The organism is Micromonospora inositola (genome assembly GCF_900090285.1).
In the GTDB taxonomy this organism is placed as follows: Bacteria; Actinomycetota; Actinomycetes; order Mycobacteriales; family Micromonosporaceae; genus Micromonospora; species Micromonospora inositola.
The window spans coordinates 3,161,346-3,174,081 of the sequence record NZ_LT607754.1; the positions used below are offsets into that span (position 1 = coordinate 3,161,346).

A 12,736-nucleotide genomic window follows, 5' to 3' on the forward strand; every position below is an offset into this window, starting at 1 on the left:
CGCCGGGTCCCGCTCGAACGCCGCCGTGCAGTCGACCGCGTCGCGGAAGAGCCGATCGTCCGGTCAGACGTCGAGCGCGTCCAGCAGCGGCCAGAGCGAACCCTCCACCCCGTACAGGTCCGGGACCGGAAGGCCGGCCGCGGTGAACTCTTGCACCACCTGTTCCGGGCGGTGGAAGTAGGCGGTGGTGAAGCCGGTCTCGGGGTCGTTCACCCCGCTGGCGTACGTGGCGAGCAGGATCGGCCGGGTGCGCTCGTCCACCCGGCCCTGCCGGGTCAGGTCCATCAGCGCCGCGTTGCGGCTGATCACCGCCGCGACCACCGGACCGCCCGGACGGGTCAGCCGGGCCGCCTCGCGCAGCGCGGTCACCCGGTCCGCCCGCTCGGTGAGGTGGTAGAGCGGACCCAGCAGCAGGGTCGCGTCCACCGAATCGTCGGGCAGCGGCAGGTCCCGCGCGTCCCCGACGCTGGCGGTGATCCCCGGGTGGGCGTCCCGGGCGGCGGCCACGTGCGCCGGGACCAGGTCGACCAGGTGCACCCGGTGGCCGGCCGCCGCGAGCCAGCCGGCGTACGCGCCGGGGCCGCCGCCGACGTCGAGCACCGTCGCCGGCGGGGCGGGCAGCAGCCGGCACAGCAGATCCCGGGTACGCACCGACTCCAGCCGCCCCTGCGGGGCGCGGTGCAGCCGCTCCGCCTCGGCGAAGACCTCGGTGTAGTACCGCCGGATGTCCGGCTCGGCCGGTCGATGATGTGGCATCCGTCGATGGTGGACGGCGGCGGCGCGGCCGTCATCCGGTTTCCGGCCGCCCGCCGGTGCGGGCGGCCGGAGGCTCGGTCAGGCCGGGCAGTTGTGGTATGCCACCACCCGTCGTCGTGCCGCGACAGCACCCAGGTGGCGCGGCGGAGGCGGTGTTCCAGGACCGGACGGTGTTCGCCGCGTTCGGGCTGACGCCGCTGGCGGCCTCGACGCCGATCAGTGGACCGGCAGCGCCCTCGGCCCGCCACCCTTCACCGACCTCTTCATCAGGTCGTACGACCAGACGAAGCACCGGACCTGCCGGTCACCGCGGGCCCACGCCGCCTGCGAGGGCAGCCCGTACAGGGTGCTGGTGCGGTACGGCAGGAGGCGGTCGACCGGCAGCTTGACGTAGCCGGCGATCACCGTCCGGCAGGCGGCGTGGATCCGGTCCTCGTCGCCGGCCAGGGTGGCGAAGGGCACCTCCGGGGCGGTCCAGGTGCCGGCGTACTCGATCCAGTGTGCGCTGGTGCAGGGCACCTGGAGCAGCCCCCCGATGGTTCCCTCCAGGCACCCGTACGCCAGCGGCGACGCCGGATCCTTCAGCGCGTCGCGGAGGGTGCCGGCGTGCTGGGCGGGCCAGTCTGATCGGCTGTCGCCGTCGGTCTCGACCGCGCTGACCTCGAAGACGTCGCAGCGGAACCAGCGGCTGCCCCCGGCCCAGCCGCTCGGCGACGCCGGCGCGACCTGCACCACCAGGCGGGCGGCGTGCCAGTCCCCGCCCAGGAACTCGCGGGCCTGGGTGTCGCACTCGGCGAACGCCGGCCGAAGTACCGCCGAACCCACCCTCGGCGGGCTGGGCCGGGCCGCCAGCGCCCCGGTGAACCGGCCGATGTGGAACGTCTCGACCAGGTGCGGTTGGGCGCAGTCCACCGGCTGGTAGCTGGTCAGGTAGCTGGTCGGGTCGCCGATCAGGTGGCAGTCGCCCACCTTCGGGGTGAACTGCTCGACCTTGCCGACCGGACGCCAGTCGTCGGTCAGGTCGCCGTCCGTCCCGGCCGGCGCACCGCACCCGGCCAGCACCACCATGATCAGGGCGGCCAACGCCGTCCCGCCACGCCACCGTCGCATGCCACTCTCCCCAGGCCCCCGCGCGAACGCGGGCAGCATACGGGTCCGTCCCGGCCGGCCGGGGCCCCGCGTCGGTTGGTGACTCTGCCGCAGCCCGGCGCCGTCACCGGGGCCGTCCCGGCCCGTCACCCGGCGGCGTCATCCGTGCGGGAGCCGGTGCCACCACCAGGGGCGGGACGCGTGCCACGGGCTGATGCGCGGGAACCAGGGGTCGGGCAGGGTGCGGCGGAGGAACTCGGCGTCCAGCGCGGCGACCATCCGGCCCAGCTCGGCCCGGGCCGGCGGCGGCAGCGCCCGCAGTGCCTCCTCGAGGGTGTCCCGGGACTCGCGGATGTCGCAGCAGGCACAGTCGTTGTTCGGGACGTAGCGCCAGCGGCCCGGCTGGGCGAGGAACTGGCGGTAATGCCCGAGGGCGGCGGAGACCGTGCCGAGGAACAGGTGCCGGGCCTCCACCCGCGCGATCGCCTGCCGGGTACGGGGGCTGAGACCTTCGAGGCGCGACGGCGGACGGTCCGGCCGCAGCGGGACGGCGCGCAGGGCGCGCGGGGGCCTACGCCCCACGGTCCTTTCGGATGCTCGTCATGACCGCATCCTGCCACGCCGCCGGTGCTGCCGTCGTCCCGTTTCCATCGCCCCCCGTCACGGCGCGGCCATCCACCGTGTCGGGTGTGACATCTGGTGGAGGCCCGGCGCTGAGGGGCACGAGATGAACGCACAGACCCTCTGGCCAGCGGACCTGCGGCGTCGCCGACTGATCACTCAGCGGCGTCACCGTCGGTCCTCGGCAGCGGCCTGCCGCCCGCCGGCCAGCCGTGGGTCACCGTCCGCGTACGTCCCGGCTCCCGGCACCCCCGCCGGGGACACCGCTGCACCGGAGGCACGCCGGGCGGCACGTCCGCATCCCATCCCCCAGACGGAGCTGCTCAATGCTTGAGACCGCCTTCGCGAAACTCCTCACCCTCAAGGTCGGCGCCACGGCGCTCGCCGTCGCCGCCACCGGTGGGGTGGCGCTCGCCGCCGCGACCGGCACGCTGCCCGACCCGCTCACCGGGCCGACCGCGAAGCCGTCGGCGCACGCCACCGGCAAGGCCTCCGACGCGGCCGACCAGGGCAAGGGCTCGCCGGCCGGGGCAAAGGCCTCCCCGTCGCCCAACCTGGTCGGCCTCTGCCACGCCTACCGGGCCGGCGTCGGTGACAACCCCGGCAAGGCGCTGGAGAACCCGGCGTTCCGGGTGCTGATCACCACCGCCGGCGCGAAGGAGAAGGTGGCCGCGTACTGCGACGCGCTGCTGGCGAGGGAGAAGGGCAAGCCGAGCCAGGCGGCCCGTCCCACAGCCACCCCGAGCCACCCGACCGGCAAGCCGCAGACGCGCCCGACCTCGGCGGGAGACCAGCGCACCGAGGCACCCGGCGGCCACAAGCCGACCGCCCCGCCGACCAACTGAACCGCGACGCCGGGCGGGTACCCACCCCCCTCCGCCCGTTCGGTGTCGGCACCGCGACGCCGTACGGATGACCTTCCCCCGGGTCATCCGTACGGCGTCGCGACCCGCGCCACGATCCGGCGCGGCGAGGCGGCGGCCGGGTCCCGCGGCCGCCGCCTCACCCAACCTCTCCCCACTGCTACATCGGGGAGACCACGGGCTACTTCAGGTCGGCACCGTGCGTTGCGTCGGCGCGTTCGCGGAGCCACTCCAGCGCGGCCTCGGCGTGGGTGAGCACGGAGATGTGCCCGTCCTCCGGGTACCGCCGCAGCTCGGCGGTGGGACAGTGCCGCGCCAGCCACTCGCCGTGCGACGGCGGCACCATCCCGTCCCGGCCGCCGTGCAGCAGCAGCACCGGCGACGCGATCCGCGGCGGATCGAATCCCCACGTCGACACGTACGCCAGGTCGTCGTCGATCAGCCCGCCCGGGCCGGCCTGGGTCGCCGGGCCGACCACGCTGCCGAACCAGGACCATTCGCCGTTCAGGGCGGCCAGGTCGGCCGGGGTGAACTCGGGGTCGTACTCGGCGCCGGAGGCCTCGTGCTGCTCCTTCGCCTCGCGGCCCGCGGCGGCGGCGCGCAGCGACGCCACCCCGGACGGGATCATGCCGGCGAACCAGTCCAGCCCCTGGGCGTCGTACGGGGCCATCCCGGCGCCGCTGACCACGGCGAGCACGCGGTCCGGCAGGAGCGCGCCGCAGGCCAGGGCGTGCGGACCGCCGCCGGAATGGCCCATCGCCGCGAACCGGTCGATGCCCAGCGCGTCGGCGACCGCCGCCACGTCGGTGGCCGCCGAGGCGATGTCGCGGCCGGGCAGCGGCGTGGACCCGCCGTACCCGGGCCGGTCGTGGGAGACCCAGCGGAGGCCGAGCCGATCGGCCGCCGCGAACATGGGCGCGGGCGGCGCGCCGATGTTCGGGGTGCCGTGGTGCCAGAAGACGGCGAGCCGGTCCGCCCCGCCGGTGTCGTAGACGTGCAGGGTGCGGCCGTCGGCCAGCCGAATGTCCAGCTCCATCACCATCCCCGGAGGCTAGCCGCACCGGCTGACGCAACAGTGCCGCCGGCGGGCGGCGCGCACCGGAAACACGTTCTGGGCGTGGACACCGGAGGCCTGACCGAGGGATTAATCCGGGTGCCCGCCCGGAGCCGCACTCCTAGATTGGGCCGATGACACTTGCGCACGATGTGGCCGGAAGCGGTCCGACGGTGGTCCTGCTCCATTCCACGGCCTGCGACCGGCGGATGTGGGACCCGCAGTTGCCGGCCCTGGTCGATGCCGGCTATCGAGTGGTACGCAGCGACATGCGGGGCTACGGCGACTCGCCCGTCCCGGACCGGCCGTACGACAACGCCCAGGACGTCATAGAGCTGCTGGATCTGCTCGGCGTCGAGGAGTTCGCGCTGGTCGGGTCGTCCGGCGGTGGCCGGGTGGCGCTGGAGGTCGCCGCCCGGTGGCCGCACCGGGTCACGTCGCTGGCGCTGCTCTGCACCGCGCTGGCCGGGCACGAGCCCAGCGCCGAGCTCCGGGCGTTCGGCGAGCGGGAGGACGAGCTGCTGGAGGCGGGGGACGTCGCCGGCGCGACCGACCTCAACGTGGAACTCTGGCTGGGTCCGCACGCCGACGAGGCGACCCGCGAAGCGGTACGCGAGATGCAGCGGCACGCCTTCGAGGTGCAACTGGCCGCCGTGGAGGAGTACCCGCCGATCCGGCCCGATTTCGACCTCGCCGACATCACCGCCCCCACCCTGCTGATCTCCGGCGACCACGACCTGCCGGACTTCCGCCAGATCGCGGTCCGCCTGTCGAAGGAGTTGGCCGATGCCCGGCACCGCGAACTCGACTGGGCGGGTCACCTGCCCAGCCTGGAGCGCCCCGAGGCGGTGAATCCGCTGCTGCTCGACTTCCTGCGGGAGCACGCCGGGGCTGGCCGGGAACGACGGGGCTGACGGGAGTCCGCCCGGCAGGATTCGAACCTGCGGCCGCTGGGAGGTCGCGCGCTTCCTGGGCGCGCATCCGCCGTCTGCCGGCGGCTCGGCATGACCCACCTGGGCCGCACGACGAAGTACTACCACACCCCGAACGAGCTTTTCGAGAAGCGGTGCGGCCGGTGACGGTTGTTCGCCACCGGCCGCTCGTTCTCACGGTCGGGTCAGCAACGCCACACGCGCGGCCCGAGGTTCTGGTTGTCGTTGCCGCCATCGGTCACCGCCTGCCCCACGACCACCCCACTGTCGGACACACCCGCCGCGCGGCTGGTCTGTCCGCTGGGCACGGCAAGCTCGACAGCGACACCGTCACGCAGCAGCACCGAGCCATGGGCGACGACCCAGCCGGAGGCGTTGACCGCCTCTCCCGGTCCCTGCGTCCCCGATGTGGTCGCTTCTGCTCCCTGCGTCCCCAGGTCGGTCACCTCGCCGGTCCGGATGTTCCACAGCGCGGTGGACCTGGACGGCCACCTGCCGCCCGTCGCCCATTCGCCCTGTGCCGCGTAGGCGGCGCCGGTCTCACCGCTCGGCAACTCCAGCTTCCGGCCGTTGCCCCGCCGGTCCCAGGCGTACGCCGCGGTGGCGACGCCGTCCTTGTACATCGCGCCGACGATCGTGCCGTCGTCGGTGATGTCGTAGGCGTTGGCGCCGGCGGGCAGCGGCAGCTTGACCGCGCTCGTCGAGCCTGCCTTCCAGAGCAGGACGATGCTGTCCTTGCCTCCCGAGTTGCCGCGCGGCTCCACGTTGATGATGACGTCGCCGGCCGCGTTGATCGCCGGGGTCGGGTAGGGGTGCCAGCTCCCCGGCGGTGTGCGCAGCCTCGTGTACGCGCCATTCTCGTAGCGGAAGACGTACTCCTGCTTGGTGTCCTCCACGAGGCCGACCACGACGCCGCTGGCGTTGGCCGCGGTCACCTGGACCGACTTGCCGGGCACCGGCAACGCCTGCGGCTGCCCGTCGGTCCACAGGATCGGCCGGAAATCCTGCCCGACGAGGCTGTTTCCGACGACGTACCTGCCGGTCGGATCCACCGCGACGGCCGTGGCACCCTTCATCCCGGACGGTACGGGCAGTTCCGTCATCCGGCACGGGGCGGCCGGGCCGGCCGAGGCGGTCGCCTCCTCCGAGGCGCTGGCCGGGCCCGCATCCGTCCGCCCCGTCGGCTGCGCCTCCGCCGTGGTCAGGATCGATGGCACCGCCAGCAGCATGGCTGTGGCCAGCGCCACGCCCCCGGTCGCCTGTACCGAGCGGCGGCGAAAGGCGCGCCGGCGCCCGGCGCGGACCAGGGCGTCCATCTCGATGCGGCTCGGCGGCACGTCGACCGCCGCCAGCCGGTCCCGCAGTTCCTGTTCCTCGTTCATGACTGGTCCCTCGCTCCCTGTGCGGTCGTGACCGGATACCGTGCGTCAAGCGCTTCGCGCAGGGTGGCAAGACCCCGCGAGCACTGGCTCTTGACGTTGCCCGCCGAGCATCCGAGGGCTTCCGCGGTCGCCTCGATCGACAGGTCACCAAAGAAGCGCAGCACCACGACGGCCCGCTGGCCCCTGGGCAACGACCGCAGTGCCGTCATCAACGCGTCTCGCTCCTCGACACGGTGGTCGGCGGGTGCGGACAGTTCCGGGAGACGGTCGCCGAGCAGCACCTTCGACCACGGTCGCCGCCGTTCGTCGAGGTAGCGCCGCACCATGATCCGGTGCACGTACCCGTCGAGGTTGTCCGCGGCGGCGGCTCGCTTCCAGTTCACGTAGAGCGCCGTGAGCGTCGTCTGGACGATGTCGTCCGCCTGAAATGTGTCGGCGCAGAGCAGGTACGCCGTGCGATGCAGGCGGGGCAACCGCGCCGTCACGTACTCGATGTACTCCCGTTCGAGGTCGGGCCGCATCCTGCTCCCTACGTCAAGCCGTGTGGACGTTGTCCTCTGGTCGTCTTCTTGTCGGAGCCGAGTCGCGAAAGGTTGCATGGCGATGGGGTGGCGGAGGCTACTGGCTGTGGACGAGAGTTCCGCGCGGAAACGGATCGGCAACCGGTACCGGGACTCGTAGCCTCGCCAGGATGGGCAGCAACGACGAGCGTGACCTGGTCCGATGAGGGTACGACGCTGTCCCGCACCACTACCGCGCAGACGATGCCGACGATGGCCAGTACGCGCCCTGGCTCGCCGACCTGCACCGGCGCCCACTGGCCTCAGCAGCGGTCCTCGACCTCGGCTGCGGCTGCGGCGTGCCCGCCGCTCGCTTCCTCGCCAAGCGGCAATGTGTGCGTGGCGTGGTGCGCCCGGCAGGATTCGAACCTGCGGCCTTGGGACTAGAAGAAGATCAGGGGTGGCTGGTCCCGGCTTCGCACGCCTGGTCAGCCTGTCCGTCGTTGTCGGGCTTGGTCGGCGTCTGCGGATGGCCTTGGCTGTACGGATGGCTGTACGGCCGGGCGGCGCGCCGGTGGGGAGAGACCCTAGGCTGACGCGCATGTCGCGGAGCATGCAGTGATCGACCTGGACGAGCGCAATCACCAGCCGGCGGAGTCGGGTACCATCACTTCTGACCGCCTCATGGCCAGACGGAAGATGACCCTGCGGCTCGTCGCTGCGTTCGTGGTCGGCGTTGTGCTTGGCGGTTTCGGTGTCAGCGAGCTGCGAGACTCGCGGGATCAGCGGGAGCGGAACGCTCTGGTCGCACTCGTGGCCTTACCTCAATCGGCCGACTTCGGAGGCTCGTCCGCCCAGGGATCGGTCCAACTGTCCGGGCAGTTGATGTTGATCAATGCCGGCCCCGCGCCGATCACGGTTCGGCGGGTTCAAGCAGAGAGGCCGGACGTCGTGGTACGCAGCACGGGGCAACCCCGGCTGTTACCCCCTGGCGGCACCGGTCAGCTCCTGGTTGAGCTGCGGTTCGAGTGCTCGATCGCATTCCAGCCAGAGCCTTTGTCGCTACGGCTTTCGGTTGAGACCGATGACAAGCAAGTCAGAGAGGTCACCTACCCCGTCGCTCTCGTAGGAAGCGACTGGGAGCGCGATGCTCAGAGCATGTGCGAGGCCCACGCATAGCCACGGCGGGCTGACGCGTAACAGAACAATGCCAAGCGCTGAAGCGGATCTCCTCGTCGGGCAGTCGTAGACCGTCCCGGGAGGCTGGTAGCCCTTGTGGTGCCCGGCGAGGTGATCCGCGGCGGCATCTCTGAGGAGGGTCGGGGTTCGGGGCGGAGCCCCGAGGTCTTCGGTGCCCGTGTCGGCGCAGACCCTCGCACTCTTCCGCGCCCATCGCCGGCAGCAAACCGCGGACCGACTGGCGGCGGGGGAGCGGTGGCAGGATCGCGGCCTGGTCTTCCCGTCCAAGGTCGGGACGCCGAGGGACCCGGACCACATCGACCGGACCTGGCACAAGATCCGGGCTGCGGCCGACCTCGACTGGCTGCGCCTGCACGACCTGCGTCATGCCTGCGCCACGTTCCTGCTCGTCTCAGGAGCGTCGCCACGAACGGTGATGAAGGTGCTCGGGCACAGCCAGATCGGGTTGACGATGAACACGTACGCCCACGTCCTGCCGGATATCGAGCGGGCCGCCGTGGACGAGGCCGCGAAGCACCTCTTCGGGTGACTTGGCTGTACGAATGGCTGTACGGGGGCCGTGGTGATCGTCCGAACCGGGTGCGGGAAGCCGCTGAGCTGCGGTGACGGTGGTGCGCCCGGCAGGATTCGAACCTGCGGCCTTGGGATTAGAAGTCCCCTGCTCTATCCGCTGAGCTACGGGCGCGCGCGTGGGTGTCGCGCCAAGAGGGTACCGCCGCGTCCCGGGTGCGCGGGGGAACGGGTGGTCGCGGCCGCGTCGCCGATCAGCGTCGCACGGCACGCCCCTCGGCGGCACCCGGGTTACCCGGGTCGGCAGACGGGCGGGTGCCCATGTCCGTACCCTCGGCGTCGTGCTGCTCGACCCGGAAACCGAGAACGACATCGCCTCCGAGCTGTGCAAGCTCCTCGGCCGCGCCATCCTGCCCGTCGGGCAGCTCGACGTGCCCGGTGGCGCCGGCCGCGGCTTCGGCACGGCGTTCTTTTTCCAGGAGGGCGGCGGGCAGGCGGTGCGCGAGTACCTGTTGACCGCGGACGCGGTCACCCGCGCGCCGTACGGGGAGATCGGTCTGCGGCCGAGCGTGACCGAACCGCCGGGCGCGGCGTCCGACGGGATCGTCCTGTCGGATTTCGCCGCGCGGTGGATCCACCCGCCGGCGGTCGGGGCCGCCGCGATGCCCACCGAGGGCCTGCATGAGCACGCCGAGGGCGAGGGCTGGCGGTGGCGGACGCAGCCGGTGACCGACGAGGCGGCCGCGTCCGCGGACGCCGTCGCCCGGATCCCGACGGAACCCGGGTCGGCGTTCGTGCTCGCGCTCGGCGTCGCCGCGGACGGGTCACGGCCGTTGGAGGCGGTGATCGAGCGGCTGGTCCGCGACGGTGACGACATCCGCGTCACCACGGAGCTGCCCGACGGGCACGTGGGCGCGCCGGTCTTCGGCGTCGAGGCCACCGCGGGCGGTGACCTCGCGGTGCACTGTCTGGGTCTGGTGCTGCCCCCCGAGGGCGGCGGCCACCGGATCGCGACCTTCGACCGGATCCGGGCGGCGCTCGCGGCGGCGACGCCGGGGGAGGACTGAGGGTCAGCCTTCGGCGGTCGCGCCGGCCCGGTCGTCGGCCGGCCGCCGGGCCGCCGGCGGCCCGGCCGGCGCCGGCTCGGTGGGGCCGGCGCCGAGGAAGGCCTCCGCCCACCGCCCGGCCTCGGTGAAGACCTGTTCCCGTACGGCGGGGCTGGAGAGCGTCAGGTCGTGCAGCCCGCCGTCGAAGCGAGCGAGGGTGACGTGCCGGCCGAGCCGGGGCGCCCAGCGGACCATGTGCTCCACGTCGAGCACGGCGTCGGCGAGGGTGGCCGAGTCGTGCCACTTGTTGCCCCGGAAGCTCCGGGTCGAGCAGGCCAGCAGCACCGGCACCGGGATGTCCAGCCCGGCGCGTAGCTGGCGCTGAGCGGTACGGATGGCGTTGATCCACCCGGCTCGGACAGGGAACCCGGCGAGCGGCTTCCAGGCCAGGTCGTAGCGCCACTCACCCCGGTGGTCGGCGTGCAGGCTCTCGCCGTACACGGTGCCGAGCCCGAAGGGGAGGACGCGGTGCGGCGCCCGGCGGCCCAGCCGGGAGACGGCGGCCGCGAGGGGTCGACGGACCAGCCAGGGCGCGTTGATGTCGAAGAACGGGCTGTTCAGAAAGAGGCCGTCGACCAGGCCGGCCTCGCGGCGGGCGTGCGCCCAGAGCGAGATGATCAGTCCGCCGGTGGAGTGGCCCATGGCGAGCAGGGTTTCGTGCCCCTCGTCGGCGCGGATGATCTTCGCGGCGGCGTCCAGTTCGGGGAAGTACTCGCTCAGGTCGTGGCAGAAGTTCGGGGTCTGGTGCGACAGCAGGCTGCGACCGTACTTCCGCAGGTCGAGGGCGTAGAAGTCCCAGCCGCGCTCGGCGAAGAAGTCGGCGACGTGGGTCTGGAAGAAGTAGTCGACGAAGCCATGCACGTACAGCACCGCCCGCCCGGTCGGGCGGTCGGCCCGGCGGCGGACCAGGGTCGCGACGACCGCTCCCTCGTCGTCGGTGCCCAGGTCGATCGTCTGCCGCTCGTACGGCGGTCCCAGCACGTCCGGTTCCACGACCGTGACGGTACGCCGCGAAGCTACCCGGCGGTAGCCCCCGCCCCGTCCGCGCCGGGCGGACGGGGCGGGGTCGGCCTCAGACGGTCTCCGCGTCGGCCCGGGCCGGGTCGGCGGCGGGCAGCTCGTCCCGCTCCCCGGCCTGGTCGGTGTCGGGCCGGCCGTTGTCCCGCAGGTGCTTGTTGTGCCGGGGCTCCTGTCGGGTCTTGGCGTCGTTGAGCCGCCGGCGCAGGTCGTCGCGGACGTCGTTGAGCGCGGCGTGCAGGTCCTCCTCGCTGGAGGTGGTGACGATCTTCTGCCGGCCGGCGACCCAGCACTCCAGCGTGACCTTCTGCCCCCGGGCCTCGCGGTCCTTGACCGACACCTCCAGCTCGGTGGCGTCGGCGTGGAACCCGGCCAGCCGGGCGTCCAGGGTCGCGAACTGCTCGGCGATCCAGTTCCGGTCCCCCTGGGAGAACCCGGCGCCGACGCGCAGGCACCCGGCCACGGTCGCGGGGTTCGCCACGGCGCTCATCGCCGGACCTCACCCTCGGCGCGGACGGAACCGGTCGTACGGAGTGAGCAGAGGATCATCTCGCTGGCCTTTCTCTCGGTTGATCAAATCCATACCGAGTCGGCCTCCGTCCGGAACCGCCCCGCCCCCGGCGGCCCGTCCGGTGATTCCGATCATGCTGCGGCCCAGGTCGGCGCCCCAGGGCCGGTCGGCCCTAGCAGACCGGACCTTGATCAGGCCGTTGTCCACAGCCGGCCGCGTCGTCCACAGGCCGCGCCGGTCGGGGTGCCGGTGGCGCGTCCGGTGGCCGAGGCTCGGCGTCGAGTCGACTCGACACGGCAAGCCCGAATCTCCCCCTGGAGGGACGATGTTCGATACGTACGTCACCATCGTCGGCAACGTGCTGACCGCGCCCGAGTGGCGCCGCACCACCCAGAGCAACACCCTGGTGGCCAACTTCAAGGTCGCCTCGACCGCCCGCCGGCTCGACCGGGACAGCGGCCGCTGGGTCGACGGGAACAGCCTGCGGGTCCGGGTCAACTGCTGGCGGAAGCTGGCCGAGGGGGTGGCCGCCTCGGTGATGGTCGGCGACCCGGTGGTCGTCGTCGGCCGCCTCTACACCCGCGACTGGACCGACGACGCCGGCAACCACCGCACCCTCTACGAGCTGGAGGCCGTCGCGGTCGGGCACGACCTGTCCCGCGGCCGGTGCCGGTTCCTGCGCAACCGGCCCGGCATGACCACCAGCACGGTCGAGGACGCGGAGGCGGAGCGCCGGGTGCACGGCGAGGCCACCGAGCCGGTGCCGCCCGCGCAGGTGCCCGCCTCGCTCGACGACCGGCCGTCCGACGACGAGTTCGAGCTGCCCGAGTTCACCGCCCCGCAGGCCGCGCACGACCTGCCCGACCCGGACCTCGACGGTCCGTCGGGCGGCGAGTTCGGCGCGGTGACCCGCCCCTTCGCCGACCGGGCCGACGGCGCCGGTGACGACGACGAGGACGAGGACGAGGACGGCGACGAGCTGGCCGCCGATCCCGGTGACGCCGGGACCCCCGACGAGCTGGACCCGGTCGTGGACGACAGCGCCACCGGCGTCACCCCGACCGGTCGGAGCCGGCGGGGCCGGGGGCGGACGCCGGTGCCCGCCTGAACCCTGGAGTCGTACACGGGGGAGCGGGGTGGCGACGCGAGAGTGGTCACCCCGCCGTACGACTAGGCTGGCCGGCCGGAGGTGGTG

Annotated in this window: 14 protein-coding genes, 1 tRNA gene and 1 pseudogene; 7 read left to right on the forward strand and 9 right to left on the reverse strand. The window is 73.1% G+C overall.

Features of this window, described 5'->3' with window-relative positions; genetic code table 11:
- Positions 1–63: 63 nt before the first annotated feature.
- From GA0070613_RS15170 to GA0070613_RS15180, 3 genes are all read right to left on the reverse strand, one after another.
- The gene (locus tag GA0070613_RS15170) at positions 64–756 is read right to left on the reverse strand and encodes a class I SAM-dependent methyltransferase (RefSeq protein WP_231929781.1); all 693 of its coding nucleotides are present in this window, start codon (positions 754–756) and stop codon (positions 64–66) included.
- A 216-nt stretch (positions 757–972) separates the two neighbouring features.
- Positions 973–1,866 carry a septum formation family protein gene (locus tag GA0070613_RS15175; RefSeq protein WP_089012904.1) on the reverse strand — a complete coding sequence of 298 codons (894 nt, stop codon included), beginning with the start codon at positions 1,864–1,866 and terminating at the stop codon, positions 973–975.
- A gap of 138 nt (positions 1,867–2,004) precedes the next feature.
- Positions 2,005–2,427 carry a hypothetical protein gene (locus GA0070613_RS15180; RefSeq protein ID WP_197699080.1) on the reverse strand — a complete coding sequence of 141 codons (423 nt, stop codon included), beginning with the start codon at positions 2,425–2,427 and terminating at the stop codon, positions 2,005–2,007.
- Positions 2,428–2,792: 365 nt separating this feature from the next.
- Here GA0070613_RS15180 and GA0070613_RS15185 point away from each other — a divergent pair, with 365 nt between their 5' ends.
- Positions 2,793–3,311 (forward strand): hypothetical protein, encoded by a 519-nt coding sequence (locus GA0070613_RS15185; RefSeq protein ID WP_089012905.1) that lies wholly within the window; start codon positions 2,793–2,795, stop codon positions 3,309–3,311.
- A 199-nt stretch (positions 3,312–3,510) separates the two neighbouring features.
- On the opposite strand, the gene GA0070613_RS15190 is transcribed toward GA0070613_RS15185, so the two are convergent.
- Entirely contained in the window at positions 3,511–4,371 is an 861-nt protein-coding gene (locus GA0070613_RS15190) for an alpha/beta fold hydrolase (RefSeq protein ID WP_089012906.1), read from the reverse strand.
- A 146-nt stretch (positions 4,372–4,517) separates the two neighbouring features.
- On the opposite strand from GA0070613_RS15190, the gene GA0070613_RS15195 reads away from it, so the two are divergent.
- Both GA0070613_RS15195 and GA0070613_RS34390 read left to right on the forward strand, forming a co-directional pair.
- Positions 4,518–5,297 carry an alpha/beta fold hydrolase gene (locus GA0070613_RS15195; RefSeq protein ID WP_089012907.1) on the forward strand — a complete coding sequence of 260 codons (780 nt, stop codon included), beginning with the start codon at positions 4,518–4,520 and terminating at the stop codon, positions 5,295–5,297.
- A gap of 63 nt (positions 5,298–5,360) precedes the next feature.
- Positions 5,361–5,462: pseudogene (locus GA0070613_RS34390) on the forward strand (GNAT family N-acetyltransferase); the annotation flags it as partial.
- A 38-nt stretch (positions 5,463–5,500) separates the two neighbouring features.
- Here the strand turns inward: GA0070613_RS34390 and GA0070613_RS15200 are convergent.
- Positions 5,501–6,697, reverse strand: coding sequence for a hypothetical protein (locus GA0070613_RS15200; RefSeq protein ID WP_089012908.1), 1,197 nt, complete (start codon positions 6,695–6,697; stop codon positions 5,501–5,503).
- Complete coding sequence (locus GA0070613_RS15205; RefSeq protein ID WP_089012909.1) at positions 6,694–7,218, reverse strand: SigE family RNA polymerase sigma factor; 525 nt, start codon at positions 7,216–7,218, stop codon at positions 6,694–6,696. The genes GA0070613_RS15200 and GA0070613_RS15205 overlap by 4 nt, the downstream gene beginning before the upstream one ends.
- 597 nt (positions 7,219–7,815) lie before the next feature.
- Here GA0070613_RS15205 and GA0070613_RS15210 point away from each other — a divergent pair.
- Both GA0070613_RS15210 and GA0070613_RS15215 read left to right on the forward strand, forming a co-directional pair.
- Complete coding sequence (locus GA0070613_RS15210) at positions 7,816–8,376, forward strand: hypothetical protein (RefSeq protein ID WP_089012910.1); 561 nt, start codon at positions 7,816–7,818, stop codon at positions 8,374–8,376.
- Between the two features lie 178 nt (positions 8,377–8,554).
- A complete protein-coding gene (locus GA0070613_RS15215) occupies positions 8,555–8,926 on the forward strand; it encodes a tyrosine-type recombinase/integrase (protein ID WP_197699081.1) in 372 nt (123 codons plus the stop codon).
- An 80-nt stretch (positions 8,927–9,006) separates the two neighbouring features.
- On the opposite strand, the gene GA0070613_RS15220 is transcribed toward GA0070613_RS15215, so the two are convergent.
- A tRNA-Arg gene (locus GA0070613_RS15220) sits at positions 9,007–9,082 on the reverse strand.
- Positions 9,083–9,248: 166 nt separating this feature from the next.
- Here GA0070613_RS15220 and GA0070613_RS15225 point away from each other — a divergent pair.
- The gene (locus tag GA0070613_RS15225; RefSeq protein WP_089012912.1) at positions 9,249–9,974 is read left to right on the forward strand and encodes a hypothetical protein; all 726 of its coding nucleotides are present in this window, start codon (positions 9,249–9,251) and stop codon (positions 9,972–9,974) included.
- A 3-nt stretch (positions 9,975–9,977) separates the two neighbouring features.
- Here GA0070613_RS15225 and GA0070613_RS15230 read toward each other — a convergent pair whose 3' ends face one another.
- A complete protein-coding gene (locus GA0070613_RS15230) occupies positions 9,978–11,006 on the reverse strand; it encodes an alpha/beta hydrolase (RefSeq protein WP_172875826.1) in 1,029 nt (342 codons plus the stop codon).
- A gap of 79 nt (positions 11,007–11,085) precedes the next feature.
- The gene (locus GA0070613_RS15235; RefSeq protein WP_089012913.1) at positions 11,086–11,520 is read right to left on the reverse strand and encodes an HPF/RaiA family ribosome-associated protein; all 435 of its coding nucleotides are present in this window, start codon (positions 11,518–11,520) and stop codon (positions 11,086–11,088) included.
- Between the two features lie 346 nt (positions 11,521–11,866).
- Between GA0070613_RS15235 and GA0070613_RS15240 the strand changes: the two genes are divergently transcribed.
- The gene (locus GA0070613_RS15240; protein WP_089012914.1) at positions 11,867–12,649 is read left to right on the forward strand and encodes a single-stranded DNA-binding protein; all 783 of its coding nucleotides are present in this window, start codon (positions 11,867–11,869) and stop codon (positions 12,647–12,649) included.
- Positions 12,650–12,736: the final 87 nt, after the last annotated feature.